This is a genomic window from Variovorax paradoxus (genome assembly GCA_016806145.1).
Classification (GTDB): domain Bacteria; phylum Pseudomonadota; class Gammaproteobacteria; order Burkholderiales; family Burkholderiaceae_C; genus Variovorax.
Genome location: CP063167.1, coordinates 1308231 through 1332543 on the forward strand (window position 1 = coordinate 1308231; position 24313 = coordinate 1332543).

The 24313-nt window shown below is 64.9% G+C and carries 25 protein-coding genes and 1 pseudogene; 14 read left to right on the top strand and 12 right to left on the bottom strand.

Annotated features, from left to right (window positions below; translation table 11 throughout):
• Positions 1-34: 34 nt before the first annotated feature.
• From INQ48_37160 to INQ48_37170, 3 genes are read right to left on the bottom strand one after another with little or no spacing between them, the layout of a single operon-like run.
• Complete coding sequence (locus tag INQ48_37160; GenBank protein ID QRF61038.1) at positions 35-820, bottom strand: ABC transporter ATP-binding protein; 786 nt, start codon at positions 818-820, stop codon at positions 35-37.
• Between the two features lie 3 nt (positions 821-823).
• On the bottom strand, positions 824-1594 hold the full coding sequence (locus INQ48_37165) for an ABC transporter permease subunit (GenBank protein ID QRF61039.1): 771 nt from the start codon (positions 1592-1594) through the stop codon (positions 824-826).
• A gap of 11 nt (positions 1595-1605) precedes the next feature.
• Positions 1606-2598 carry an aliphatic sulfonate ABC transporter substrate-binding protein gene (locus INQ48_37170; protein ID QRF61040.1) on the bottom strand — a complete coding sequence of 331 codons (993 nt, stop codon included), beginning with the start codon at positions 2596-2598 and terminating at the stop codon, positions 1606-1608.
• A gap of 583 nt (positions 2599-3181) precedes the next feature.
• On the opposite strand from INQ48_37170, the gene INQ48_37175 reads away from it, so the two are divergent.
• Positions 3182-3913, top strand: a complete 732-nt coding sequence (locus tag INQ48_37175; GenBank protein ID QRF61041.1) for a GntR family transcriptional regulator — start codon at positions 3182-3184, stop codon at positions 3911-3913.
• Here the strand turns inward: INQ48_37175 and INQ48_37180 are convergent.
• Together INQ48_37180 and INQ48_37185 are read right to left on the bottom strand one after the other, a co-directional pair.
• Positions 3910-4449 (bottom strand): hypothetical protein, encoded by a 540-nt coding sequence (locus INQ48_37180; GenBank protein ID QRF63204.1) that lies wholly within the window; start codon positions 4447-4449, stop codon positions 3910-3912. The genes INQ48_37175 and INQ48_37180 overlap by 4 nt on opposite strands.
• A complete protein-coding gene (locus INQ48_37185) occupies positions 4446-5057 on the bottom strand; it encodes an AbiEi antitoxin N-terminal domain-containing protein (protein QRF61042.1) in 612 nt (203 codons plus the stop codon). Before INQ48_37185 ends, INQ48_37180 begins: the two co-directional genes overlap by 4 nt.
• A 636-nt stretch (positions 5058-5693) precedes the next feature.
• Here INQ48_37185 and INQ48_37190 point away from each other — a divergent pair.
• The 5 genes from INQ48_37190 to INQ48_37210 all read left to right on the top strand — a co-directional run bounded on the left by INQ48_37190 (position 5694) and on the right by INQ48_37210 (position 9451).
• A complete protein-coding gene (locus INQ48_37190; protein ID QRF61043.1) occupies positions 5694-6089 on the top strand; it encodes an ATPase in 396 nt (131 codons plus the stop codon).
• Between the two features lie 456 nt (positions 6090-6545).
• Entirely contained in the window at positions 6546-7190 is a 645-nt protein-coding gene (radC, locus tag INQ48_37195; protein QRF61044.1) for a DNA repair protein RadC, read from the top strand.
• Between the two features lie 1345 nt (positions 7191-8535).
• Positions 8536-8805 carry a type II toxin-antitoxin system Phd/YefM family antitoxin gene (locus INQ48_37200; protein QRF61045.1) on the top strand — a complete coding sequence of 90 codons (270 nt, stop codon included), beginning with the start codon at positions 8536-8538 and terminating at the stop codon, positions 8803-8805.
• A gap of 2 nt (positions 8806-8807) precedes the next feature.
• On the top strand, positions 8808-9224 hold the full coding sequence (locus INQ48_37205) for a type II toxin-antitoxin system VapC family toxin (GenBank protein ID QRF61046.1): 417 nt from the start codon (positions 8808-8810) through the stop codon (positions 9222-9224).
• The gene (locus INQ48_37210; protein ID QRF61047.1) at positions 9221-9451 is read left to right on the top strand and encodes a hypothetical protein; all 231 of its coding nucleotides are present in this window, start codon (positions 9221-9223) and stop codon (positions 9449-9451) included. Before INQ48_37205 ends, INQ48_37210 begins: the two co-directional genes overlap by 4 nt.
• A 281-nt stretch (positions 9452-9732) precedes the next feature.
• On the opposite strand, the gene INQ48_37215 is transcribed toward INQ48_37210, so the two are convergent.
• Positions 9733-10053, bottom strand: a complete 321-nt coding sequence (locus INQ48_37215) for a hypothetical protein (protein QRF61048.1) — start codon at positions 10051-10053, stop codon at positions 9733-9735.
• Positions 10054-10232: 179 nt separating this feature from the next.
• On the opposite strand from INQ48_37215, the gene INQ48_37220 reads away from it, so the two are divergent.
• Together INQ48_37220 and INQ48_37225 are read left to right on the top strand one after the other, a co-directional pair.
• Positions 10233-10619 carry a hypothetical protein gene (locus INQ48_37220; protein ID QRF61049.1) on the top strand — a complete coding sequence of 129 codons (387 nt, stop codon included), beginning with the start codon at positions 10233-10235 and terminating at the stop codon, positions 10617-10619.
• Positions 10619-11257 (top strand): zeta toxin family protein, encoded by a 639-nt coding sequence (locus INQ48_37225; GenBank protein ID QRF61050.1) that lies wholly within the window; start codon positions 10619-10621, stop codon positions 11255-11257. Before INQ48_37220 ends, INQ48_37225 begins: the two co-directional genes overlap by 1 nt.
• A gap of 343 nt (positions 11258-11600) precedes the next feature.
• Here the strand turns inward: INQ48_37225 and INQ48_37230 are convergent.
• A pseudogene (locus INQ48_37230) lies at positions 11601-12181 on the bottom strand (transposase).
• 266 nt (positions 12182-12447) lie between these two features.
• Here INQ48_37230 and INQ48_37235 point away from each other — a divergent pair.
• The 4 genes from INQ48_37235 (at position 12448) to INQ48_37250 (ending at position 18263) form a co-directional block, all read left to right on the top strand.
• On the top strand, positions 12448-12714 hold the full coding sequence (locus tag INQ48_37235; protein QRF61051.1) for a type II toxin-antitoxin system Phd/YefM family antitoxin: 267 nt from the start codon (positions 12448-12450) through the stop codon (positions 12712-12714).
• Positions 12715-14014: 1300 nt separating this feature from the next.
• Positions 14015-16321, top strand: coding sequence for a ParB N-terminal domain-containing protein (locus tag INQ48_37240; GenBank protein QRF61052.1), 2307 nt, complete (start codon positions 14015-14017; stop codon positions 16319-16321).
• Between the two features lie 806 nt (positions 16322-17127).
• Positions 17128-17496 (top strand): DUF2958 domain-containing protein, encoded by a 369-nt coding sequence (locus tag INQ48_37245; GenBank protein ID QRF61053.1) that lies wholly within the window; start codon positions 17128-17130, stop codon positions 17494-17496.
• Positions 17497-17888: 392 nt separating this feature from the next.
• Positions 17889-18263, top strand: coding sequence for a hypothetical protein (locus tag INQ48_37250; protein QRF61054.1), 375 nt, complete (start codon positions 17889-17891; stop codon positions 18261-18263).
• Between the two features lie 77 nt (positions 18264-18340).
• Here INQ48_37250 and INQ48_37255 read toward each other — a convergent pair whose 3' ends face one another.
• Positions 18341-18829 (bottom strand): Lrp/AsnC family transcriptional regulator, encoded by a 489-nt coding sequence (locus INQ48_37255; protein ID QRF61055.1) that lies wholly within the window; start codon positions 18827-18829, stop codon positions 18341-18343.
• A 72-nt stretch (positions 18830-18901) separates the two neighbouring features.
• Here INQ48_37255 and INQ48_37260 point away from each other — a divergent pair, with 72 nt between their 5' ends.
• The gene (locus tag INQ48_37260; GenBank protein QRF61056.1) at positions 18902-19879 is read left to right on the top strand and encodes a DMT family transporter; all 978 of its coding nucleotides are present in this window, start codon (positions 18902-18904) and stop codon (positions 19877-19879) included.
• A gap of 281 nt (positions 19880-20160) precedes the next feature.
• Here INQ48_37260 and INQ48_37265 read toward each other — a convergent pair whose 3' ends face one another.
• Positions 20161-20688, bottom strand: coding sequence for a DNA-binding protein (locus INQ48_37265; protein QRF61057.1), 528 nt, complete (start codon positions 20686-20688; stop codon positions 20161-20163).
• A gap of 155 nt (positions 20689-20843) precedes the next feature.
• Positions 20844-21254: a LysR family transcriptional regulator gene (locus INQ48_37270; GenBank protein ID QRF61058.1), complete on the bottom strand. Its 411-nt coding sequence runs from the start codon at positions 21252-21254 to the stop codon at positions 20844-20846.
• Between the two features lie 185 nt (positions 21255-21439).
• Between INQ48_37270 and INQ48_37275 the strand changes: the two genes are divergently transcribed.
• Positions 21440-22366 carry a transcriptional regulator GcvA gene (locus tag INQ48_37275; protein ID QRF61059.1) on the top strand — a complete coding sequence of 309 codons (927 nt, stop codon included), beginning with the start codon at positions 21440-21442 and terminating at the stop codon, positions 22364-22366.
• Here the strand turns inward: INQ48_37275 and INQ48_37280 are convergent.
• The gene (locus INQ48_37280; GenBank protein ID QRF61060.1) at positions 22354-23262 is read right to left on the bottom strand and encodes an amidohydrolase family protein; all 909 of its coding nucleotides are present in this window, start codon (positions 23260-23262) and stop codon (positions 22354-22356) included. The two genes, INQ48_37275 and INQ48_37280, sit on opposite strands and share 13 nt — an antisense overlap.
• 28 nt (positions 23263-23290) lie before the next feature.
• Positions 23291-24289, bottom strand: coding sequence for a tripartite tricarboxylate transporter substrate binding protein (locus INQ48_37285; protein ID QRF61061.1), 999 nt, complete (start codon positions 24287-24289; stop codon positions 23291-23293).
• Positions 24290-24313: the final 24 nt, after the last annotated feature.

The following is a 24313-nucleotide window of genomic DNA, read 5'->3' on the forward strand; positions in this document are numbered from 1 at the left end:
TGTCTTTCCTTGATGTGGTTTTGCCACGCCGCGCTCAGCCGCGGATGGCTTGCAAGATGAATTGCTTGGCACGGATGAAGCGCTCGTCGTGAATCAGCGTCTCGTAGCGTCGAGGCCGTTCGATCCCGACGTCGAGGCACTCCCTGATGCGACCCGGCCGTGCGCTCATGACCACCACCTTGTCGGCCAGGAAGAGCGACTCGTCGATGTCGTGGGTGATGAAGAGCACTGTCGTGCGAAGCCGCTCCCAGACTTCGAGCAGTAGCTCCTGCATCTGCAGTCGGGTCTGCGCATCCAGCGCGCCGAAGGGCTCGTCCATCAGGATCAGCTTTGGCTCGTTGATCCAGGCGCGGGCGAGCGCCACGCGCTGCTGCATTCCGCCCGAGAGCTCGTAGGGGTAATGGTTCTCGAAGGCGGACAGGCCCATGAGCTCGATGTAGCGCTTGGCGCCCGGCAGGTAGCGATCTCTGGCTTGTCCCGCCATACGTGGCCCGAAGGTGATGTTGTCGATCACGGTGAGCCAGGGAAACAGCATGGGGCGCTGAAACACCATGCCACGTTCCGGCGACGGGCCGCGCACCGCCGCGCCATCGACTTCGATGCTGCCGGCGCTGACCTCTTCGAAACCCGCGACCATGTTCAGCACGGTCGACTTCCCGCATCCGCTCGGGCCCAGCAGGCAGATGAACTGGCCGTCCTGAATGTCGAGCGTGAAGTCTTCCACCGCGTGCGTGGTGCGGGCGCGTCTAGGATCCTCGTAGTTCTTTGCGACACCGCGGAGTTTGACTTTGTCGCGCGATTTCAGAGCTTGGCTGTCCATGTCTTAACCCTTTCCGGACCAATGAACGCTCATGCGCTGCGCGGTCACCAGCGCCAGATCGAGCAGATAGCCAACGCCGCCGAGCAGCAGAATGCCGAGCAGCACCACGTCGGTCCGAAGGTAGGAGCTCGCGTTGATGACCATCCAGCCAAGGCCGGAGCTCGACGCGATCATCTCGGCGGCGATCAGCGTGGTCCAGCCGATGCCGATCGCCACGCGTACGCCGGTAAACAGTTCTGGCATCGCGCTGGGGAGGATCACGAAGCGAAACAATTGCGTGCGGCTCACGCCAAGGGACTGCGCTGCGCGAATCCTGTCTTCCTGGACGCCGGTCACCGCGGCCGCGGCGCTCACTACCACCGTGAGGAAAGTAGAGAGATAGATCAGCAGGAACTTGGAAAACTCGCCGATGCCGAACCAGACGATCACGAGCGGAATCAACGCGAGCTTCGGCAGCGGCCGCAGGAACTGCACGAAAGGGTCGAAGATGGCGTTGAGGGTGGCGAAGCGCCCCATCATCAGGCCCAGGGGAATGCCGGTGGCGGCCGCGGCGGCGAAGGCCGCCATGCCCCGCGCAAGGCTGACGAGCACGTGCTGCCACAGCGGGACCTGGCGATATCCGTCCGTGATCAGCGTCGTCGCTGTCTCGAACACTTCGCGTGGACCGGGCAGAAGCAAGGGGTCGACGAGCTTGTTCTCGCCGACCACCAGCCATGCGAGGAAAACCGATCCCACGGCCACGGTACTGACCAAGGTTTGTCTCGAGCGTCGCATCTTGGCGCCTTCTATCTTCCCGACGCACGCTTCATGTACGTGGTGTTGAGCGCTGGCGCGAAGCTCGAGGGCAAATCCGCCGAGCGGATTTCTCCGAGTTCGACCAAGAAGCGCCCGGTGTCCATCATGGCTGGCGCCACCTTGCCACCTTGGGCGAGCATTTCAAGCTGCTCGGCGTTGGGCGGCGTGTAAAGGCCCTCGAGCGTGGCGCGCACCTGCGACTCTTCCTGATTCAAATGCTTGGCCACAAGCTGTATCGCGGCGTCCTTGTCTTGCCTGTACGCATCGGCGGATTGGTCAAGCGCGCGAAGGAAGCCGACCACCTTGTCCGGATACCGCGCCGCGAACTCCCTGCGGACCACGAAGGTGTTGAAGACGAAGTAGCCGTCCTTCTGCAGCTGGCGCGTGCTGAGGATTTCCTTTCCGCCGGCTGCCTCCATTGATTGCGTGAATGGTCCCCAGACATACGCTGCGTCGATGTCGCCGCGACGCCAGGCGGCCACCATCTCGGAAGGTGCCAGCGAAACGAGTGTCACGTCCTTGGGCGCGACTTTGTTGACCTTCAAGGCCGCCATCAGCGCGTAGTGCGCGGTCGAGCCTGGCGGATACGCGACGCGCTTGCCCTTCAAATCCGCGATGGACGAGATCGGAGCGCGGGCGATGAGTCGTTCGGACGTGGAGATGACTTCGGCAATGGCGATCACGTCGACGGGAAGCCCTCGCGCAATCCCGGCGACCGTGGGAGAGGAACCCATCCGCGCAATGTCGACCTGTTTGGACGCAAGCGCAGTCAGCGCCGCGGCACCGGAAGGAAACTGCGCCCATTCGACCTTGGCGGCCATGTTCTTTTCGAACAGGGCCGTAGCCTTTCCGATCACCCACAACCGGGGCGCGCCGTACCAGCCGAGCCGCACAGGCTCATCAGCTGCCTGCGCCGGGGTTCCCAGGCCAACGAGGCCCGCGCAAGCCAGCGCCAGTGCAATCCATCTCGATCTCAAAATCATGTGGGATCCTTCGCGAGAAGTTGTGGGCAACGGTTCGTGGCAGACGCCGCCGACACAGAAACCTTGGCCTAAAGTAAAACTGCACTATAGCAGTTGGTCGGCGAACTGCAATACAGCAGTTGAACTCGTCGAGCCGAGGATCTCTGGCACTCAGCCGATGTGGTTTATGTCTACCAGGAAGCGAACGTTGCGCAAGCGCTCGCCGAGAACGCGCTGCAGCGGGACCGAATCGTCGTCCACCGCGTTGCCACGCAGTCCCATTGCGGTCCAGGGGCTGGCGGTCGGATGTCGGCGCGACGAAAGAACCGGTTGCAAGGAGGCATCGTTCGATGCGCAGCAGCGGATGTGGGTAATCGACGTCGTGTCAACGCGCGACCTTTGTACTCTCGAGCAAGCACATCGCGCAGTAGCGGCCGCCCTTTGCTTGGCGGCGTCGATGCAATCGAGACCCGATGAACCTGTCGCTCATCATTGCGCTGGCGCTGGCATTACTTGAGCTCGAAATCAGCGACGCGCAGCCTCTCGTTGTACCGCGGCAAGTTAAACTGCTGTGTAGCGGTTTCTTAACCATCCGGGATACGCCATGCAGCAAGGGGACGTCGCGCAAGCTTCAACGACCAAGATCCAGCAGATCGTGAATTCGATCCTGGCCAGCATCGCTGCGGGTGAGTTGCAAGAGGGCGACCGCGTGACGTCGGAGCGCAAACTTGCCCTCGATTTTGATGTCAGCGTCGGCACTGTGCAGCGGGCGCTTCAGAAACTCGAGCATCGTGGCGTATTGATCCGAGAGCACGGCCGCGGCAGCTTCGTGCGCGGAATGGGCGCCGCACTTAATGCGCATTACGTCCGTTTCTGCGACGCGCGAGGAAATGACTTGCCTTTGTATTGGCATGTTCTGGGGCACAAGAAGATCAAGCCCAAGCGAGACATCGTGGACTTCTTCGGCACTGACGAGGCATTGGTACGCATCGACCGACGCGTTGATGTAAACGGTCAGTTCGTGCTACATGCGCAGTTTTATCTGTCGGAGCATGCCTATGCCTCACTACCTTCCGAAGTCACCGACAGCACCAACCTGCGCGAGTCGTTGAGCCAGGCGCTTTCGGTGCCGGTTCTGCGCGTAGAGCAACTTGTTGGTTTCGATGCAATGCCCGCAGATGTCGCCGCCTCTTTGGGCTGCGACCAGTCCAGCCCATGCTTCATGCTCGAGCTGCGCAGTTACGCGGTAGACAACCGACCGGTATCTCTTCAGCGCATCTATGGAGAACCATTCAGAAACGCCCGGTTTGTGATGGACACGCGACGCATCGGCTAACGGGTCTTCGAGGCCGGAGCCCTCTCGCGTGTTCGCTTTGTCGACGCCGCCTTAGCGTTGGGCGTGATCGCGGCGAGCTCGCACTGGCGGCCTTGTGTCGTGTTCTTTGCCAAGACGCTCTCAGGTGCACAGCCACCGGATGTCACGCTGTTCGAGTGTAGCTGCCGGCGTCCTCCTCGCTCGAGGCGAAGCCGGTTGCCGGCGATTGGCCAATCTTCCGCAGCAGGATCGACAATACGGCACTTAGTCAATATCGACAGGGTGGAAGGGCCTGACGGCACCGTCGCCGAGCCATTCGAGCGAAAAATTGGCGTCCAGACCTCGGCCACAAGGCTGGAAGACTTCAGCATCGACAAGGTGCCGCACCGGTTCGGCTGGAGCAAGCTTTGAAGGTCCGCCACGGCCTGGGCTAGTGGCTCGCTCACTTCGATACGTTTCTCCACATCAAAGTTGAGCGTCAGGTTGAAGTCCTGCTTCCTTGCATCCGCATGTTGCTTCAAGCGGGCGCGGATCGAGGCTGCGATGTTGCGGCTCACGTCGTGACGCTTTCGAGGTAGGGTCGCATCACATTGGATACGCGGTCGATCGTGGCGTAGTGCCAGAGTGCATCGATCGTCACCTTGCGTTGCGCCCAGCCGTCGCGCAGCGCTTCAAGCGCCACGTCAAGGCCGATCTTGTGGCGAAACTTGAAGCAGTCGGTAATGGTCTTGGCCGCGTTGAAGATTGGCACGCTGACACCGTCGATCTGCATGGGTTCGACGCCTTCGGACAGTGCGGGGCCGGACATGCGGATGGCGCGCAGCGCGGGCTGGTCGAGCCTGGGTGTTGGCGAGTTGCGGGGAATCGCGATCCACACTTCGAATGGTGCTTGCGTGCCGATCTCATGGACGCGCAGCGCCGACAGCAAGCAGACGATGCCCTGCGGCACGCGGAGTGCGACCTCTGCCAGCGAGCGGTGCTCGCTCAGTGGGCGCCCCGGCAGGCTGTAGACACCACGGGCGACCCGTTCGAGCTGGCCTGCGGCGACCAGCCGGCTGAGCACCATCGTTGGAAGGCCATGCGTGGCGAGATCCCGCGCGCGCAGCAGCGGCCGCTGTTTGGCCAACGCCAGGACGGCTTGTTCGCGTGTCGAAGTCGAGAACATGCTGGAGTTTGTTGCATTTGCTAGTTACTTGTCAGTAAAAAAAGAAGAAATGCAACGAAGGCGACTACGCATCACCCCAGCGAGGTGGGTTAAATCGCCAGTAGCGATCAGGTCCCAAACCGGAATCAATCGCTGCTGCTGGTCTGGTGTGCCCAACGGTGAGCCCGGTAACCACGACAGTCAGGGAAAAGCTAGTGTCGGCGCGGGTTGGGAGGTTTTTCGAGGCAGCCCCGGCCACCAAATTTCTCATTTGGATGAACAAGCGAGCCTGACTCGGACGAGTCGGTTTTTTGCTTGCCTCTTGTAGGCATCCGGGATGCGTGCCACTCGTTCTGTGCCGGGCCCGGTTCGCAACCCGGTAGAAGCCGCTGTCGCGGCCAGTGGCATCGGCCTTGGCGAGTCGACGCGTGCTTGAGATCCCGCGTTCGCACTAAGCGCCGCGTTGGAGAGCGAAGGGCGTGGGGCGGGGTGTGCGGTCTTGCTGGCACCTTCACCGTAGCACGGCGTTCTCGCCGTCAAGGGCTGCGCGCCGCTGTGCGGCGCTGGCGGCCTTCGGCCGTCATAGACCCCTGACCGCTGCGCTGCGCCGTGCGGGCCACGGTTTCGGGCAATCCCGCCCGACAACCGGAGATCATCATGAATGAGAAATCGCACGTGTCGATGGAGCAGCATGTCTGCCTGGTGTGCGGCGTCAGTTTCGAAACCGGCCACCTGCTGCTCGATCGACGTCTGCGCGCGAGCATGGGGCGGCACACGCAGACAGGTTGGGGCCTGTGCGCCGAGCATCGCAAGATGTTCGACGCGGGGTTCGTTGCCTTGGTCGAATGCGATCCGCGACGCAGTGGAGCTGCGTCGGCCCAAGGCAACCTCCGTCCGGAGCAGGTGTATCGCACCGGTCAGATTGCGCACCTGAAGCGCGAAGTGTTCGATCGGCTGTTCGACGTCAGGCTGGCGGCTGACAAGCCTTGCGTGTTCGTGGAGCCTGGGCTGATCGCGCAGCTGCAGGCCATGGTCGGGCCGCAGCACGACTGAAGCGCGGTCGGCGCTCGGAAGCGCATCGACGCGCATGGATGCGCCGGGCGCTTCTTCAGGGTCGCAACGCGACCCTCTTACTCGGGGCGTGAAGCGTTGCTCAAGTGCCGTGCACTTGGGCGCGTGGCCGGAACGAGCGCTCGCGCGCTGCGTTACGCCGTGGGCAGCTTGATTGGCGCGTGTCTTGGTGCTTTGCGGCGCATGACGACATTGGGGCGCAGACGACCGCGACCGTGAGCGCAATGCTTCGAATCCCTTCGTTGGCGTTGGGGGGCTGGGGAGGGCTTGCCTGTGAGCCCTGAGGCTACCCCATCGTTCTCGCGTTCAAGGCCCTGCGCGCGCTTCGCGTGCTCGGCGCGTGCCGCGCGCCTGCGGCGGTCTTGAGCGCTGCGCTGCGACGGGGTGGCGGGGTCTCGCAGGCAATCCCGCCTGTGTCATCCACAGGAGTTCTTCCTCATGAACACACCCGCTTCCTCTGCATCCGCTGGCGCGGAGTCGTCCGAATCCTTGGCGTCGTCCTTTATGGCCGTGCGCACCGAGTGTGAAGTGCTTGTAGCGTTGAATTCGCTACTTGGCGCTGACGCGGTGCGGCTTTACGAGGCGCATGGGCGATCGCTACATCGGCTGGTCGGTGCCGCGCGGGATGCGTCGTTTCCCGGCGGAGAGTCGTTGCTGTGCGGTCTTCGAGTGGCGCGTGCGCTGCTTGTCGAGGAGATGCTGCCGGGCGAGACCTTTGGTTCGCCGAAGGCGGTGGCAGACTATCTGAAGCTGCACTTCGCAGGGCAGGGGCACGAAAGCTTTGCGGTGCTGTTTCTGAATGCGCAGCATGGGCTGATCGCGTTCGAGGACCTGTTTCGCGGCACGCTCACGCAGACCAGCGTCTATCCGCGCGAGGTGCTGCGTCGTGCGCTGCGGTACAACGCCGCGGCCGTCGTCCTGGCGCACAACCATCCATCGGGCATGGTCGAGCCGTCACGAGCGGACCTGGCGTTGACGGCGGCGCTGAAGGACGCACTGGCGTTCATCGATGTGCGGGTGCTGGATCACGTCGTCGTCGCTGGAAGTCGCACGGTGTCCATGGCCGAGCGCGGCCTCGTCTGAACGAGGCCGGGGCGCTGCGCGCCCCATTTTTTGAGACTGCGCCGCTGTAGCGGTTGCGCGCTTCGAGCCCGGCGGACGGATGAAAGGCAAGCCTCGATGCTTTCGGTGGGCGGACGCCGTAGCGTCGCGCACGGCCTTGCCGTTCGGCGCTCGGTGAGCGCAGCGCGTCGCCATACACAACAGCATCCAGCTCCAGCGCTTGGTCGGCGCCTCGAGACATGTCACTGGATTGCGCAGCACGCGTGCTGCGAGTCGAAAGTCTTCTCTCGTGAAGGCAAGGCGTCATCGGACGAGAAAGGGATGTCGTGCTACGCAGCGTGAGCGCGATGGAGGATGGCGAACCCCTTTGTGCCGTTCAGGGACTGCGCCAGCGCGCAGGCAAGTCACGACTTGACCCCGCCGGTCGGCCCGGTGATCAGCACGCTGTGTCTGGAGTCGATCCAGTCGCCCAGCGTCATGCTCATCACGGCCTGGCGGTCGACGCCGCGGCCGGCGCGAGCGCCTCCGTCATCAATGGCTGCTCGCCAAGATTGATACCACGGCCAAGATGCACACCAGAGCCCAGGTTCGTGACGTGGCTCAGGGGCACACGAATTCAGAAACACATTCCTGCACTTTAGGCGAACGCATTTCCACGAATAGACGCCGTTTTCTCCAGTTACGCGGAAAAACCGCTTGATGGCTATCGCCGTTAGCAAGCAAACGGCTGTGTCTTGACATTTGTGGCTTCGGTAGCTACATTTACTGTTTGGCGACCGCGGTCCCGCAGCATCGCTCGATTTGGTCAAGGGCAGTCATGAGTCTGCGCGAGGAATACGACATCGAGATGCCGGTCTGGCGCAGGTCGCTGCGGCTTGCCGGCGGGAGTCGGGGCACAGGACGCCGCGCGTACTCGCGGATAGACCTGAGATTCAATCGCTTCTCGCAAGGGCACGTCGCATCTTCAACGACGGGGCTGCCAGGAGCGCTGGGCGCAGCGTCGCGCCACCGCGCGATCACTGGATCATGGAGCTCGACGGCTGGACCAATCTCACAACCGGCGAGAACCGGCGAGCAGGGAAGGCGTCTAACTTATCAGCCTGGACCCTTCGGGAGAAGCTCGCTGAGGTGCGAGCCGCAACGGCGATGTCTACAACTTTTACGTCAAGCTGCAGGCAATCGATCGGCGCGTGGGCGTGCCTTTTGGCTGGTATTTCTGCATGCTCGATGGCGACCGCGTTCATGCTGAATCGGGTGAGCACGCGCTGTAGGCGGCCGAAGACGTTCGGACTGTGCTGCAGGAATGCGACTATCAGGTGTTGAAGACCTGGAAACAACGGCCCTATAGGTTTCAGGAGAGATGGAAATGAATGCCCCCCACGTGATCACGAGCCGCGAGTTCGGCCACAACGTCAGCAGCGCGAAGCACCTGGCCAAGGAAGGTCCGCTCTTTATCACCGACCACGGCGAACCTGCCTTCGTGCTCCTCAACATCGGCGACTATCGAGCGCTCTCCCGAGGCGACGGCGATAGTACGGTTTCGCTGCTTGAGCTGATGGACAGCATGCCCGATACGTCGGAAGTCGAAGACTTCGAGATCACTCCGACGGCCATCCAGCTGCGCCCCGAGGTCTAAGGGTGTACCTGCTCGACTCCAATGTGCTGGCCGAACTGCGTCCAGGAAAGCTCGGCCAATCAGAAGAGGTCCGGCGCTGGGCTGGAACAGTTCCACAGAACCAGTTTTTCCTTTCGGCCATCACCATTCTCGAACAGGAGGAAGGCATTGTGCGCCTGGAGCGCCGTTCACCGCCCCAGGGACAAGCGCTGCGTCGGTGGGCCACGGCCGTCCATAAGGCATTCGCTGGGCGGATCCTAGCTTTCGGCGAGCGTGAGGCGCTGTTGTGCGCGCCCATGCATGTCCCCGATCCAAGAGCTCGACGCGATTCGATGATCGCCGCCACTGCGCTTTCGCACGGTTTCACTGTGGTCACCCGCAACACCAGCGATTTCGTCAGCATGCGAGGGCTGAAAGTGTTGGACCCCTGGAACGCATGAAGCTCAATCAAGGATTTCGCCATACCTTGCAAGTCGCTGCGCGTAAAGCACTTCGCATTCATCCGAGTGATCGCACGGGAGGTGGACCCGCTCAAGAGCTGAGAATCTACTTGGGCCAGGAAAGCCAGAGCATCGACGCGCGCAAGGTCCCAACGGCCATTGCATGGATCTTCAGTGAATTTGCAGTTCTGTCCCGCGGCAAGCGTGCTCCGGCCACGCGCGCGTAGCAGCGCGATCTGTTTGGGTGTTGTTTTATGAGAGCGCAGATCTTCCGAGAGAGCCGACCAGCCGTTGTCGCCCGGAGACGGCGGTCTGAAGCCTGACCATTTTGGTGGTGCATGCTGGGCGCAACGCTTTGGGTTGAGCGGCAGCGTCGCCGTCGCTGAGGCGATGGAGGGTGTGCGCATGCGTCGGTGCGCAACCTTGGGCGCAGATAGCGCTACGCGCGGTGTATTGTTTGCGCGAAGCATTGCTCGCCTGGCGCGAATGCTCACGCCGACTTGAGCGCTCAGCAGGTCAGAGCAGGATTCAACAGTTCGATGCCAGCACCCTTGCACTTGATCCAGGGGCCGCCAGGATGCCCCTTGCCATCCCAGGCGGCCAGTGCTTGGCGCGCCTCGTGTGCATGTTCGTAGCAGTAGCGGCGGTGATAGCCGACCGGGTCTACGCCGACGACCACGGCGGTGGTGAAGTTGAATCGGCGAATGCCGCATAACTGGCCTTCGCGCTCGCAGATGTCCGTGTAGCCGTCCGCTGCCAGCGCAGGCGCCCACGGGTGGTTGGCGAACTGCGAGGTGATAGGCGAGGGCGGCTGGATGCGCATGGTCATCGGGGGATTGTGGCTCCCCGATGCCAGCTTGGGCCGAAGCGCCTGCGGCAGTTTGGATGGTGCGATGGTGCGTGGTGCTCGCTCGCTCCTGATCCACCGGTGAGGTATGGTAGGAGGTGTTTTACCCAAAACCCATAAAATGGGTAAAATATAGAAACTCTGGTTTTGAAGGATCTTCCATGGCTGCCGTTTCCGCGACCGTCGGCTCCTCCGACATCGAGCGCTTGGCGCGCGATCTGCCGTCGTTTTCTGCGACGAAGCTGGCCTCGGGCATGCAGGCGGTCGCCAGCACGGTGATGGCGCGCGGCGCGGTGGTGATCACGCGCCACGAGAAGCCCGCCATGGTGCTGATGTCGGTGGAGCGCTACCTGCAGATGGAGCAGGCGTCGGAGCCGGACCTCGAGGCCCTCACGCACCGCTTCGACGACATGTTTGCGCGCATGCAGGGCGAGGCGGCTGCACGCGCGATGGACGATGCATTTGCCATGAATTCTTCGGCGCTGGGTGAGGCGGCGGTCGCTGCGGCTGCCCCGGCTGCCCCGGCCGCGCCTGCTTCGCGCGGCTGATGCCGGCAAGGATCTTTGTGCTGGCGGGCGTCAACGGCGCCGGCAAGAGCAGTGTGGGCGGCGCCGCGTTGCTCCAGAAAAAGGTCGACTACTTCAACCCCGACTTGGCAGCCCGCGTGGTGCTGGATGCCAATCCGGGCCTGACGGCCGAGGAGGCCAACGCCCGGGCCTGGGAGTTCGGACGCAAGGGTCTGGAGCGAGCCCTGGCGCAGGGATTCAACTTTGCCTTCGAGACAACCCTGGGCGCGAGGACAATCCCTCAGATGCTCGCCGACGGGGCGCGCCAGGGCGCCCAGGTGCATCTTTGGTACGCCGGACTTTCCTCGCCCGAACTTCATGTTGCGCGCGTGCAGGGTCGGGTCGCTGCCGGTGGCCATGACATCCCGGAAGCAAAGATCCGAGAACGCTATGAGACAAGCCGCTCCAACCTGATCCGGTTGTTGCCGCTGCTGGCGAGCTTGCGGGTCTACGACAACAGCGCCGAAGGCGATCCCAAGGCAGGACGCAAACCGCAACCCCGGTTGCTGTTGCATATGGAAAACGGGCAGGTCGTTGGCCACGTTGCGCTGGACCAGGTGCCGCGATGGGCCAAGCCGATCATGGCCGCCGCGCTCATGCATCCCCACAGGGCAGGCTGAGCCCGAGCTTCGACACTGTTGACGACATCGCGCAGCGCGTCTTTGCACGAGCTGATTGACGGCATACCCGGAGTGCGAGGCGGCTGACCGCCCGGATCTCCCAAGCGCAGAAGGCCTTCACGGAGCACCGGAACGCAGAAACCACCCTGGGCGCGCTCTACTTCGACCACGTCTGGAAGGCGGGGCCGACGGCGAGCACCTTCACAAGGTGTCCGGCGCCGGCCAATTGCCGAAGGACTTCGGGCCTTGGGAGGCCGCGCTCGAGAGAATCGCAAGCAGCCGCGCGGAGAAGAAGGCGGGAGCGCTCCGGGCGCGCGATCACTGGGCGCGGGAAGATGCGCACCTGCTTCAAGGCAATACCCGCGTGCTCGGCCAAAGCTACCGCCTTGTGGCGGGCGATCTCCAGCAGACGCGAGTCACCGGTGAGCTATCGTTTTCTTCTGCGCCGTGGTGTCAACGATCGGCCGCTAGAACTTGGCCGGCTCGATGGCGTTGCTGGTGACAGCCGGGTCGATGGTGGCCTAGAGCAATTCCTCCACGCCAGCCTCGCCGATGGCCAATCGGAAGGACCCGCGCTGCGTGGCATCGCACGGCAGACGCACTCGTAGAACCGCATGCCGCTGAAGTGCTGCCCGACGATGTTCTCGGGCCAGCGCTGCACCAATTCCTCGTCGCTGAGGTGGTAGGCATGCTTGAAGTGCATCAGGCTGGCCCACCGACGCAGGGGAAGTTGCGGGCGCCCGGCGGCGGCAGCAACTGCGCTGGCGACCCGCACGCTGGGGCCTGACAAATCGCCCTGCGCAACGGTCCGGCCTTCGCATACCTGGCGGGCAAACTCCGGTACCAGCGCGGTCTCCATCTGCGCCCAGGGCAACTGGCTGGCCAGCATCACCAGCGGTGGCGTGCATCGATCATCTCGGCCATCGGCTGCCGGAAGAAATCATATCGAGGTGCGTTGATTTTCAGGGGATCTCACACCAAACTGCAGCCGCAGAAACCCAGTGCTCATGCGGGGTGGCAGGGTTTTGCATGGCCGACTGGCTACCTGCCCCGCCGCGGGCGGCGCGCTCTGACTTCGTTCAAAAAGCGCGCTGTCTGCGGGAGCTTGCTATCACCAAGCGACTACCCCTTGGAAGGAACTTGACGTTTTACGTAATTCACGAAAATGGTGCTTCTACGGAGATTTCCTCATGATTACTGTTTCCGCAAGCGAGTTCGCGAAGAATTTCGGCCACTACCGCGAGATGGTTCAAGCTGAATCTGTGGCAGTCACTAGCCATAACCGCGTGACTGGGTACTTTATTTCGAGAAAGGAGTTCGACGAGTTCGAACGCCTGAAGGCCCGCGCGACAAAGTCATATGAGGTCCAAGACCTGCCAGCTGAAGCGATTCAGGCGCTGTCAAGCAGCGCTATGGATTCAAGTCACGATGCCTTGAACGCACTGCTGCGCGACTAAGTGCATGACTTTTCCGAAACCCGAGGTAGGTCTCGTCGTCTCGTTTGCCTACTTGTGGAATCACGAAAAAAAAAAGGGCAGACGGAGGGAGTTAAGAATCGACCTTGCGTCATCATCACAGCCGTCGAAGAAGTCGAAAATCGAGTCGTCGTCACTGTTTCTCGGATCACGCATTCACCCCCGGAAAGTACAAACCTCGGCATCGAAATGCCACCCCCCTTGAGCAATACAATAAAGCCTTGCGGTTTGAGATCCATTTTGTATGGCATTCCCTATTCGCGAATAGCGAATAGCGCGGATCAGCTGGCCTTTGACAAGTGCAAGATGCCTGAACGTCAAAACGTCAGCGAAGCCTTGCCCGACCGTCCAGAGCCCCGGACCGCGATGGCTTCAAGGGTACAGCCGGTACATGCTCCGACAGTCCTCGGTCGCGGCCTCGTTGGAAGAACTCATGTAGTTCGCTCCGCGGGTAGACCGGGCTCAGGCACCTTGCGTTCGACGGTGTCCTAGCCGATAAAAGGTACCGCGCAGGCTGTCGATCTTTAAATAGCTCGAGCTCAGCAACTGCAACTGCCAACAGCAGGCGGGTTCTTGCTTCTCCCTTTTGAGGTGCCGACATGTGGGTTGGCTAGTTTGCGCCTGCGCTGGGCGTGTGTGTCGCGTTGTCGTGTGTACCGTGTTGTGCCGGCGTTCGGTGGACAAAGCGCTCGCGGGTTGCTGGCGCCGGATGCGATCGGTGTTGCAGCGAGAACGCCAGCGCCATGGGTGAAGTCATGCAGGGCGCCCCAGCGGCTTCGCTGCTGTCGGGCTGCTCCAGGTTCGCGCCTTTGCGCTCATCCCCTGCGGGGACGGCTTGCAGCCGCCTTGCGCATCCCTGGCGCGGGGCCTGCGGCCCCAGATCCTCGATCAGACCTTTCTGCGGCAGGTGGGGGCGCTCGCCGCGCGGCGGTTCCGGTGCGCCCCGGCCCGGCGTCTGGGGGCTGCCGTCTTCCTGAGTGCTTCACCTTCTCGGCGACCGTGCACCCGCGCGGCCGGGCGACCGGCTGCGCCTGCAAGGGGGTGTTCATAACGCTGCGCGTTACGAATGCTTCCCCCTTGCTCTCCCGTCCGAGCGTGCGCGCTGTGTCACCGGGCGAAGAACTCAGGAAGACGGCGGCCAGGCTCGGCAGCTCGGCCGATGCGATCCGGAACCCTTTCACGAGGGGCTCTGAATCTAGGAATCCGGCAGGGCTTCGTCCATGCATCCATCCATCCATTCATTCACTGATTCACGCACTGAAGCGATCGAAAGGAAACGCACATGACTGCCAGAGCGACTGCACGGACCCCTGCGGATACCACTGCGAGCACCGCCACCGACCGGGCCAAGGTGGCGCCCGCCGCTGCCAGCGATGGTGCCGCCACGAAGGCGCCGCGGGTTGAAAGGCCCAAGCACGCCGGCGACACGACCCAGGCGCAGCCTTCGAAGGCTGCCCCGCCGCAAAATCCCACCCACGAGAAACCGGTTGCGAACGAGTCCGGTGCCATTGCCGCCGCGCCGGCGCGCGACATCGACGTGCCGCTGCATCAACTGGTGCTCGACGACGCCAATGTCCGCAAGGTCCGCAGCGCGGGTGGCGTGGAGGAACTCGCCGCGCTCATCGATGCGCAGGGCCTGTTGCATCGCCTTGCCGTGGTCGCCCTGGCCGATGGTCGGTTCGGCGTCATCGCCGGGGGGCGACGTCTGCTGGCATTGCACAAGCTCGCCAGCTACGGGCGATGGTCGGCTGCCAGGCCCGTGGAGTGCCGGCTGTACGACAACGCGCAAGCGGTGGAGATTTCGCTGGCGGAGAACTCGGGGCGCGAAGCGATGCACCCAGCCGACGAGGCCGAGGCCTTTCTGGCGCGGGTCGAAGCGGGCCAGAGCGTGGCCCAGATCGCTGTGCGCTTCGGCGTGGCACCGCTGACCGTCGAGCGCCGTCTCAAGCTCGCCCGGCTTGCGCCACGCTTCCTCGCGATGTACCGGGAAGGGAGCATCGCGTCGGACATGCTGCACGCGCTGGCACTGACCGACAACCACAAGGCCCAGGAGGCCGTGTGGGACGGCCTGCCCACTTATCGACGGGACGCCTGGACCATCCGACGCCTCCTGACCGAAGGCGCAGCCACCGCGGAAAGCCAACTCGCGCGCTTCGTGGGCGTCGAGACCTACGAGGCACGAGGTGGCAAGGTCCGGCGCGACCTGTTCGCCAATGACGATAGCGGCCGCTCGGGCATCTATCTGGAGGCACCGGGGCTGCTGCGCCAGCTCGCCACGGAGAAGCTGCAAGCGGCGGCCGAAGAGGTGCGCGCCGAGGGCTGGGCGTGGGTCGAAGGCTTGATCGATGCAGATCGGCTGGCTTTGCGCGCCTATGGGCAGCAGGCGCCGTCCGAACGTGCACCCAGCGACGCGGAGGCTGGCATGTTGGCCGCGCTGGAGACCGAGCGCGAGCGGCTCGACGCGGCCTACGATCAGAACGAGGCGAAGTCACTGCAGTTCGATGGCGATGGCGATGACGCCTACGAGGCCGAGGAAGTGCGGCTGTCGGGTCTGTTGAGTGACCTCGACGACCGGATCGATGCGGCGCGCGCCTCGCTGCGGGTCTGGACGCCCGAGCAGATGGGACGGTGTGGTGCGATGCTGCGCATCGACAGCGACGGAACGCTCGTCGTGCATCGTGGGCTGCTTCGGCGCGAGCCCGCCCATGATGGAGCCTGCGGCGCTGGCACCGAAGACGGCGACGGGTTGGTCAGCAAGGCAGAGCGGGGCAGCGAGAGCGGTGAGGCGGCCGAGGCCGGCAAACGACGCGCCGTCTTCAGCGAGAAGCTGATGCGCGACCTCACGGCCCATCGCACCGCCGCCTTGCAGGCCGCGCTCACGCAGGACGTCGACGTGGCACTCGCGACGCTGGTGCACCGCATGGTCGAGACGGTGTTCGATCTCTATGACCGGGGCAATGACATCGTGAGGGTGACGGTGCGGCCAACAGGAGACCTCGCGCTCGCCGAGCATGCGAGCGACTACGTCCATACACCCGCCGCCGCGCTGCTGGAGCGCGCCGCGAGCGATTGGGGCGAGCGCCTGCCTCGTGATCCGGCCGCGACCTTCCGTTGGCTGCTTTCGCAGGAGCGTCAGACCTTGCTGCAGCTGCTGGCCTATTGCACGGCGCGCAGCATCGATGCGATCCAGGGCCGTGAACGCCGGCGCAACCAGAGCGATGCAATCGCCGAGGCGCTCGGCCTGGACATGGCCGACTGGTGGACGCCAAGTGCTGCGAACTACCTGCACAACGTGAGCAAGGCCAAGGCGGTAGAGGCGGTCAGGGAAGCCAGTGGCATCGACTGCACCAAGGAAGTCGCCGCCATGAAGAAGTCCGAGGCCGCGGACTATTGCGCAGCCAAGCTCGAAGGCACGCGTTGGCTGCCTGTTCCGTTGCGGCCGCTGGTTGCCGGTACGTCGCGCGCCTGCGAGGACGCGCAAGCCGAGCAAGAGAAGAACGATGGGGGAGAAGAAGCCCTGAACCGGGCTGGGCCGGATGGCGATCCGGTCTCGGACGCTGGTCGTGACCAACCGGACCATGAGGCCTAGCCGGCTGGATTGATACCGAGCATCCAGCCCGCGCAGAGCGCGCCTGAGCCTGTCGCCCGTGAATGTGCGGGCGGCAGGCTTTTTTGCCTGAGCTCGTGTTCTGACGCATGACGGACCGCGCGGATGCATGACCTCGCGAACAACGAGCGATGGCATGTCGCTGCAGCAATCCGCTTCCACCAGCGTCGTGCGCAGCGGCGGTGGCTGGTTTTTTTAAGGGGGTGGCCAGCGCGCTGTGCGCGGGTCGCTGGTCAGCGCGGGCTTGGGCCCGCGGGTGTTGTTGTGTGGAGCGCACGACTCGCTTCGCCTCGTGCTGGCAGGGCACGACATGGCGTGGGGGAGGGCGTGTCGCGGTGGCGCGTTTTTTTTGGGCGGTGGCCAGCGCGCTGTGCGCGGGTTACTGGTCAGCGCGGGCTCTGGGCCCGCGGGTGTTGTTGTGTGGAGCGCACGACTCGCTTCGCCTCGTGCTGGCAGGGCACGAAATGGCGTGGGGGGGCGTATCGCGGTGGCGCTTTTTTTTTGGGCGGTGGCCAGCGCGCTGTGCGCGGGTTACTGGTCAGCGCGGGCTTTGGGCCCGCGGGTCTTGTTGTGTGGAGCGCACGACTCGCTTCGCCTCGTGCTTGAGAGGCGTGGTGATGTGGCGGGGCTGGCTCGCATGACCGTGAGCGTGCCACGCCGTTCTCGCTGTCAAGGCCTGCGCGCGCTCTGCGCGCTGGCGGCCTGCGGCCGTCTTCGAGCCTTGACCGCTGCGCTTCGGCGTGACCGTGACGGTCCTGGGCAATCCCGCCCTTTTCTTGGAGCGTCACATGACTTTCTCGTACTTCTTTTTGAGCGACGAACAGGTTCGGCGACTTGTCGCGAATGGCCGCGCATCGCGCGAATTTGAGGCGCGCGACGAACTCTTCGATCCGTCACCGGTGGTCAAGCTCTTCACGCCGGATGCCGGCGCGACGTGGTTGCTGAGCGAGATCGATCCCGACGATCCGACGATCGCCTTCGGCTTGTGCGATTTGGGTCAGGGCTATCCCGAGTTGGGATGCGTGAGTCTTGACACGCTGGCTTGCCTGAGGGGGCCGTTGCGCCTGCCGATCGAGCAGGACGTGGGATTCCAGGCGACGCGCCCGCTCAGTGCCTATGCAGTCGCGGCGCGCCTGGCGGGCCGGATCGAGGCCTGAGCGGCCGGCCTGTGCCGGCAGCTGGGCTGCCGGCACTTGTTTGTGCTTCTTCCCTTCTCTTGTTCATTCATTCTTTCCTTCTTTCGTGCGAGGGGCGCTGCCTCTTGCGTCTTTGGAAGGACGGTCTGGGGGGCTCACCGGGGTGTCCGGCGCCGCCCTTGGGTCGCTGCCTGGTGGTCAGGCCGTTCCCGGGACCGCCTCTTTCCGACGCCTGGCTGCGGGCCTTGCGGGCGCCAGGGTGCGGCTGCGCCCCCGTCCTCACCCGGTCCCTGCGCTTTGCTGCGGGCTGCGGCTTGCGGGCGGGCCCTGGCGCCCGCGCGGTCCTCGCCGTCATGGCGTCGAGGCGGCTCCGCGGGAGCCGGCCCGTCACCTCACAGAAAGGCAGACTCCCCATGGACAGCTCCGATCCCCGTACGCCATTCTCCCCACCCCCCGCCGTCGCAGGCGGCGCGCCTGGTGCCGGCGGTCCGCGCGAACCGCAGGCTTCGATCGTGTGGCGTTACGCGCTCAGCGTCGATCGTCACTGGGCCCTGGTTTTCGATGCGCAGGGGCGCAATCTTGGGGAAGTTCACCGTCCCGCCCTGGCCGCGGGGCCTGATGGCCGGCTCCTCACCTTCGAGCAAGTCGTGCGTCTGATGTGTGCGGCGCCGCGCATGCGCACGCTGCTGCAGGAGATCGTTGCAGCTGGTGGCGCCGACGTGCCCGCGTCCCGCGCGCAAGATGGGTGCTTGGCCCGTGCCCGCGCCCTTTTGGCGGAGCTGGGCTAGCTGTCCCGCCGGTGCGGCCGCCCTCGTGATTCGCTGGCGGCCGCGGGCCAATGCGATCGTATGCGGTCTCTCTTTGCTCAGGGAATCACGATCGATGTGTCGGTCTTCACGCGATCGAGCGCCACGAGCGAGCGAAAACTCTTGACGGCCTCGTTCTGCGCAAACAAGCGCCGCGTGAGACCTTCGTAACTGCGCATGTTGGGTGCGACGATGATGAGCACACAGCTGACGCCACCCGTCACGTAGAAGCATTGTTGGACTTCGGGCGTGTCTCGAAAAAGCGCTTTGGCGCGATCCACCGTCGACGCTCGCTCGTCGACGAGTTGTACCTCGACGATGGACGTGATGGTGGCCGACACCGCCTCCGGGTCGACGATCGCCACGTTTCTTATGATCACGCCCGCCGCTTCCATCGCCGCGATGCGCCGCTGCACGGCTGCCGCGGACAGATGGACCTCCTCGGCGATCACCCGCTGCGGTGTCTTGTTGTCACGTTGCAGGATGCGCAGGATCTCGCGGTCCTGGCGGTCGAGCGCGAATTCGGTGGCCGAGGGCTTGGGTGCCATGTCGAGTGAAAAGTGCGTCCGGGTGGTGATTTTCGGGTGATTTAATCAGGGCGGCGAATATAAAGTGCGCGGATGACCTCCATCTCCAACGCACGGCCTGTCGGCGCGGCCCCCTCCCACCCCCTCCTGGGGGTGGCCTGCGGCGCGGGTGCCGGCGCACTGTGGGGTCTGGTTTTTCTGGCACCGGCCTTGGTCAAGGACTTCGATCCGCTGCAATTGAGCATCGGTCGATACTTGTGCTATGGCGTCCTCGCCGCGCTGATGCTTGCGCCGCGCTGGCGGCAGGTGACGACGAACTTGTCGCGATCGCACTGGTTCACCTTGTCCTGGCTCGCCCTGACTGGGAACATCGTTTACTACATCTTGTTGTCGGGCGCGGTGCAGATGGGAGGCATCGCCATGACCTCGCTGGTGATCGGGTTCCTTCCGGTGGCCGTGACCGTCATCGGTAGTCGCGACACCGGCGCGGCGCCTTTCAAGGCGCTCGTGCCTTCGCTCCTGCTGAGTGGCGCCGGCACGCTTTGTATCGGTTGGGAGGCTTTGGCTACTTCGAACGCGGCGGCGTCCGGGTCAGGCGGGCTCGGGCTTGTGTGTGCCGTGGGGGCGCTGGCGTCCTGGACAGCGTTTGCGGTGGGCAATGCGCGCGCCCTGAAGCGGGTGCACGGTGTCTCTGGACACGACTGGAGCCTGTTGACGGGGATCGTCACAGGCGCGCAGAGTCTGGTTCTACTGCCACTGGCCCTGCTCCTGGCGACGACGCACTACGACGCGCATCAGTGGGTGCGATTTGCCTTGGTGTCGCTGACTCTGGCCCTGGTTGCTTCCATCGCAGGCAATGCCCTGTGGAACCGGATGAGTCGCCTGCTCCCCCTCACGGTGGTCGGGCAGATGATTCTTTTTGAGACCGTTTTCGCGCTCGTCTATGGCCTCGCATGGGAGCGCAGGCTGCCGAGCGTGTTCGAGACGCTCGCGCTCGTCTTCGTGATCTCGAGCGTGCTGGCTTGCCTCGCCGCGCATCGCCGCTTGCCCGAGAAAGGGAAGTTCGCTTAAGCGAGCGCTCGGACAGGGCGGGTGCGCGTCGCCTACTGGCGCCGTACCCCCGATCGACCTGATCGCGGGTGTTCGGCATGCCGAACACCTGTCGAAAGGGGGGCGAGGGATTCGCCGCTGGCGAGGTCGGGCGCTCACATGCGCGTGGAAACCTGGTTTCCAGCGTTGCACGCCTCGCCTCCACGTTCCGTTGGCGGCTTCGTGTTGGCACCGGGAGGCCGTGTGACGGTGCCGCGTCCTCGGCTCCCGCCAGCCCCTGCCGTCGCGCGCCTGTTTCGCGTTTACTTCGCGCCCGGATGCAACCCCAGCACATTCGCCCCGATGGCAGGGTCGACGAAGCGCTCGAGCCGCTGCGGATGCAGGATCACCGTGATCTCGCACGAGCCCGTGCCCACCGTCAGGCCCAGCAGGTGGCCGCCCGCGCCGATGAAGCTGCCGTCGGTCACGATGCCGTGCGCATGGATCGAGGGCTTGCCTTCCTTCCAGGCGATCGAGCCCGTGAGGTTGGCGAGCTCCACGTCCTTGAAGGTCTTCGGGTTGAAGACCTTCTTCGCGAAGTCGTAAAAGCCGAAGGTGGCCTCGCGCATGAAGCCGATGCCCACGATGCTGGCGCTCGGTATCTGCTCGACCACGGCGAGGCGCTCGAGGTGCGCGAGCACGTCGTCCCCGTTGCGCAGCACCATCAGGTAGCCGGTGGGCGTGCGCGTGACCTTGCCGGTCAGGTCCTGCGCGCTGGCCGAGGCGCTGAAGGCGAGCGAGGCACAGGCGGTGGCCAGTGCGAGGAGGGCGGAGGCGAGGGTCTTGAACATCGGTCTGTCTCGTTTCTTTTTGAAGATGCAACCAGGTTGCGGGTTCGGCTTTGTTCGCCGCACGGGTGAGGAACAGCCGCACGCCCGCACCGAAAGTGCTGGCGCGCCGCTGTCCGGCACGGGGCGCGGGCAATTGCCCGCGGAAGATCAGGCGTTCACGAGGCGTTCGCGCCCTGGGCGACGGCCGCGTGCACCTTGGCGCGCAGCCGCGCGACGTCGACGACGAAGCGGCCGTGGGTGCCGCTCGCGACTTCCTTGTCGCCTTCGTGCACCGTGAACTCGAAGTCCACGCCGCGGCCGTCGACCGCGCGCACGCGCGCCTCGATGCGCACCGGCTGGCCCAGCAGCGTGGCGCCCACGTGCTTCAGCGCGATCGCGGTGCCGACCGAGGATTCGCCCGCGCCCACGTGATCGAGCAGGAAGTCGAGGCAGGTCTGCTCGACGTCGCGCACCAGCTCGGGCGTGGCATAGATGCGCAGGTCCTCGCCGAGGAAGTCGACGGTGCGCGGGCGGTCGATCACGAGTTCGCGGCGGGTGAGGGCGCCTGCGCGCAGTTCTGGGTTCATGGGGCTTGGTCCGAAAGCGTTGAGCGTCAATTGACGTTGTCCCGACTGGCTGTGCGTCGGTGCGAAGGGCAGTCTAGGAAGCGCGGCGCGGCGCGGCAAACGAGTTTTTCTCGAAGCATTGCGTAGAAAATATTGAAGGCCTCGCGCCCCCGCCCCGTGCCCGCTCCCGAAGGAATCCGTCCACCATGTCGCGCCCCATTCCCCCGCTCAATCCGCTGCGTGCCTTCGAGGTCGCGGCGCGGCACCTGAGCTTCACGCGCGCGGCCGACGAGCTCTTCGTCACGCCCTCGGCCGTGAGCCACCAGATCAAGACGCTCGAGGAGAACCTCGGCATCGCGCTGTTCGTGCGCGACACCAAGTCGCTCGCGCTCACCGCGGCCGGCAAGGCCTACCTGCCGGGCATCCAGGAAGCCTTCAAGCAGGTGATGTACGCGACGCAGCAGCTGCGCCAGTCGCAGGGCACGCCCTCGCTCAAGATCAATCTGCCGCCGACCTTCGCGGTCAAGTGGCTGATCCCGCGCATGCGCCGCTTCATGCAGGCCTACCCCGACATCGACCTCGAGATCTCGACCTCCAAGCACATGGTCGACTTCACGCGCGAGGACTTCGACATGGCGGTGCGCTACGGCCGCGGCATCTACCCAGGCCTGCACTCCGAGCTGTGCCTGCCGGTCGAGGTGTTCCCGGTCTGCAGCCCCGCGCTGATGCAGGGCGAGCATCCGCTGCGCACGCCGGCCGACCTCCGGCACCACGTGCTGCTGCACGACAACAGCACCTACAGCGACGTGAGCAACCCCGACTGGGGCATGTGGCTCGAGCATGCGGGCGTGAGCGACGTGGACGTGACGCGCGGCCCCTCGTTCTGGCCCAGCCACCTGGTGATCGCCGCGGCGGTCGACGGGCTCGGCGTGGCGCTGGTGAAGAAGAACTGGGTGATGAAGGACCTGGCCGACGGCCTGCTGGTGCGGCCCTTCGACGTCACGCTGCCGGTGGAGTTCTCCTACTTCATGGTCTATCCACAGGACCGCGCCGCCGATGCGCGCATCGCGGCCTTCGTGTCATGGGTGCACGAAGAGCGCGCGAAGGACGAGGCCGCGGCTCAGAGCCTGTAGAGCCGCACGGCGTTGTCGTGCAGCAGCTGCCGGCGTTCCGTGTCGGAGTGCCCGGCGATGGCCGCGAGGAAGCCGCGCAGGAGGGTCTCGTAGCTGGCCACGAGCCTGTCGACCGGGAAGTTGCTCGCGAACATGCAGCGCGACGCCCCGAAGATCGCGATCGCATCGCGCATCAGCGGCACGTTGGCTTCCTCGGTCCATGGCAGGCCGCGTTGGCCCAGGCCCGAGATCTTGATCGCGGTGTTCGGCGCATCGGCCAGACGCTCGAGCGCGCGGCGCCAGCCCGCGAGGCCCTCGGTGCTGCGGTCGGCGGGCAGGCCGCCGTGGTTGAGGATCAGCAGCGTGCGCGGAAAGTCGCGCGCGAGCTGCGCGGCCTGGTCGAGGTTCCACCACGGGGCCTGCAAATCGAACGAGAGCCCGTGCGTTTCGAGCAGCGCATAGCCCGCGCGCCAGCGCGCATCGTCCATCGAGCCCGCCATGCCGCGCGCGGCCTCGGCGGCCGTCGGGGCGGTCACCGGCTTGTGGCGGATGCCGCGCACCAGCGCGAACGCGGCCTGCGCCGCGAGCACCTCGGCCACGTCGCCACGATCGAGCGCCGCATGCGCGACGATCGCCGAGGGCCGGCCTTCGGTGGCCGCGAGGCCGGTGAGCCAGCGGCTCTCGGCCACCGGGTCTGCGCGTTCCCATTCGGCCTCGATGTGCACCGTGCGCGCCGGCGCGAAACCGCGCGTGTCGCGCGCGAGATCGGCCGGCAGGTAGTTGCGCTTCAGCGCCGAATAGTCGCCGTAGCGGAAGTTCGGCACCGTCTCGCCCTGCAGCCAGGGATAGGGATGCGCATCGAGGTTCCAGAAATGCTGGTGCGCGTCGACGAAGGGTTCGCTGAATTCGAAAGCCATCGCGCGATTCTCGGCCGAGTGCCCGGCCTCAGCTCGAGAGGTTGATCTTGCCCGCGAGCGCCTTGAAGAACTCGCTCTCCCTGGCCATCACCGCCTCGAGCGCGGCATCGTCGGCATAGGTGTCGGTGCTGAAGTGCAGCTTGGCCAGCGCCTCGAGCCAGGCGGGTTCCTTCACGGCCTTCGCGACCGCGCCCTTGAGCACCGCGATCACGTCGTCGGGCGTGCCGCGCGGCGCCGACAGGCCGCGCCAGATGCCGATCGACAGGTCGATGTTGCGTTCCTTGAGTGTCGGGATCTTCTCGAAGCCGTCGGCCACGCGCCGGTCGGCCATCACGGCCAGCGCCTTGAGCTTGCCCGCGGCCACGTAGCTCGACACCTCGGCCGTGCTCACGGTCACCGCGTCGATGTGGCCGCCGAGCAGCGCCAGCACCGCGGGCGCGCCGCCGGCATAGGGGATGTGGTTGAACTTCGCGCCGGTCTTCTCGGCCAGCGCGGCGGCCGCCATGTGCCAGGTCGAGCCGTGGCCCGCATTGCCCACGCGGATGTTCGCGTCGCCCTTGCGCGCGGCCTCGAGGAACTGCTCGAGGGTGGCGTAGGGCGCGTCGGCGCGCACCACCACCGCGGCCGGGTCGGCATTGAGCCGCGCGATCGGGCGCAGGTCCTTGTACGAGAACTTGGCCAGGCCCAGGTGGTTGAGAAAGGTCAGCTCGGTCGACGACAGCACGATGCGGTAGCCGTCGGGCTTGGCATTGACCACGTCGCCCAGTCCGAGCACGCCGCTGGCGCCGGGCTTGTTGATCACGACCACCGGCTGCGGCAGGTACTTGGCGACCGCCGCGCCGAAGGCCCGGCCCACCACGTCGGCGCCGCCGCCGGGCTGCCAGGGCACGACCAGCTCGATCGGCTTGTGCGGATAGGCGCCGCCCTGCGCCCGTGCGAAGCCGGGCGCGAGCAGCAGCGCCCCCGAGAGCGCGGGGATGGCGCCGAGCCAGCGGCGGCGCGAGAGGTCGATGGTGCTTTCTTGCATGGTCTTGTCTCCGTCTCGTTGTTT

Excerpts from the sequence above, each read along its gene's own strand:
- INQ48_37160 (QRF61038.1), bottom strand. The coding sequence starts at position 820 with ATGGACAGCCAAGCTCTGAAATCGCGCGACAAAGTCAAACTCCGCGGT.
- INQ48_37165 (QRF61039.1), bottom strand. The coding sequence starts at position 1,594 with ATGCGACGCTCGAGACAAACCTTGGTCAGTACCGTGGCCGTGGGATCG.
- INQ48_37170 (QRF61040.1), bottom strand. The coding sequence starts at position 2,598 with ATGATTTTGAGATCGAGATGGATTGCACTGGCGCTGGCTTGCGCGGGC.
- INQ48_37175 (QRF61041.1), top strand. The coding sequence starts at position 3,182 with ATGCAGCAAGGGGACGTCGCGCAAGCTTCAACGACCAAGATCCAGCAG.
- INQ48_37185 (QRF61042.1), bottom strand. The coding sequence starts at position 5,057 with ATGTTCTCGACTTCGACACGCGAACAAGCCGTCCTGGCGTTGGCCAAA.
- INQ48_37190 (QRF61043.1), top strand. The coding sequence starts at position 5,694 with ATGAATGAGAAATCGCACGTGTCGATGGAGCAGCATGTCTGCCTGGTG.
- radC (QRF61044.1), top strand. The coding sequence starts at position 6,546 with ATGAACACACCCGCTTCCTCTGCATCCGCTGGCGCGGAGTCGTCCGAA.
- INQ48_37200 (QRF61045.1), top strand. The coding sequence starts at position 8,536 with ATGAATGCCCCCCACGTGATCACGAGCCGCGAGTTCGGCCACAACGTC.
- INQ48_37210 (QRF61047.1), top strand. The coding sequence starts at position 9,221 with ATGAAGCTCAATCAAGGATTTCGCCATACCTTGCAAGTCGCTGCGCGT.
- INQ48_37215 (QRF61048.1), bottom strand. The coding sequence starts at position 10,053 with ATGACCATGCGCATCCAGCCGCCCTCGCCTATCACCTCGCAGTTCGCC.
- INQ48_37220 (QRF61049.1), top strand. The coding sequence starts at position 10,233 with ATGGCTGCCGTTTCCGCGACCGTCGGCTCCTCCGACATCGAGCGCTTG.
- INQ48_37225 (QRF61050.1), top strand. The coding sequence starts at position 10,619 with ATGCCGGCAAGGATCTTTGTGCTGGCGGGCGTCAACGGCGCCGGCAAG.
- INQ48_37235 (QRF61051.1), top strand. The coding sequence starts at position 12,448 with ATGATTACTGTTTCCGCAAGCGAGTTCGCGAAGAATTTCGGCCACTAC.
- INQ48_37240 (QRF61052.1), top strand. The coding sequence starts at position 14,015 with ATGACTGCCAGAGCGACTGCACGGACCCCTGCGGATACCACTGCGAGC.
- INQ48_37245 (QRF61053.1), top strand. The coding sequence starts at position 17,128 with ATGACTTTCTCGTACTTCTTTTTGAGCGACGAACAGGTTCGGCGACTT.
- INQ48_37250 (QRF61054.1), top strand. The coding sequence starts at position 17,889 with ATGGACAGCTCCGATCCCCGTACGCCATTCTCCCCACCCCCCGCCGTC.
- INQ48_37255 (QRF61055.1), bottom strand. The coding sequence starts at position 18,829 with ATGGCACCCAAGCCCTCGGCCACCGAATTCGCGCTCGACCGCCAGGAC.
- INQ48_37260 (QRF61056.1), top strand. The coding sequence starts at position 18,902 with ATGACCTCCATCTCCAACGCACGGCCTGTCGGCGCGGCCCCCTCCCAC.
- INQ48_37265 (QRF61057.1), bottom strand. The coding sequence starts at position 20,688 with ATGTTCAAGACCCTCGCCTCCGCCCTCCTCGCACTGGCCACCGCCTGT.
- INQ48_37270 (QRF61058.1), bottom strand. The coding sequence starts at position 21,254 with ATGAACCCAGAACTGCGCGCAGGCGCCCTCACCCGCCGCGAACTCGTG.
- INQ48_37275 (QRF61059.1), top strand. The coding sequence starts at position 21,440 with ATGTCGCGCCCCATTCCCCCGCTCAATCCGCTGCGTGCCTTCGAGGTC.
- INQ48_37280 (QRF61060.1), bottom strand. The coding sequence starts at position 23,262 with ATGGCTTTCGAATTCAGCGAACCCTTCGTCGACGCGCACCAGCATTTC.
- INQ48_37285 (QRF61061.1), bottom strand. The coding sequence starts at position 24,289 with ATGCAAGAAAGCACCATCGACCTCTCGCGCCGCCGCTGGCTCGGCGCC.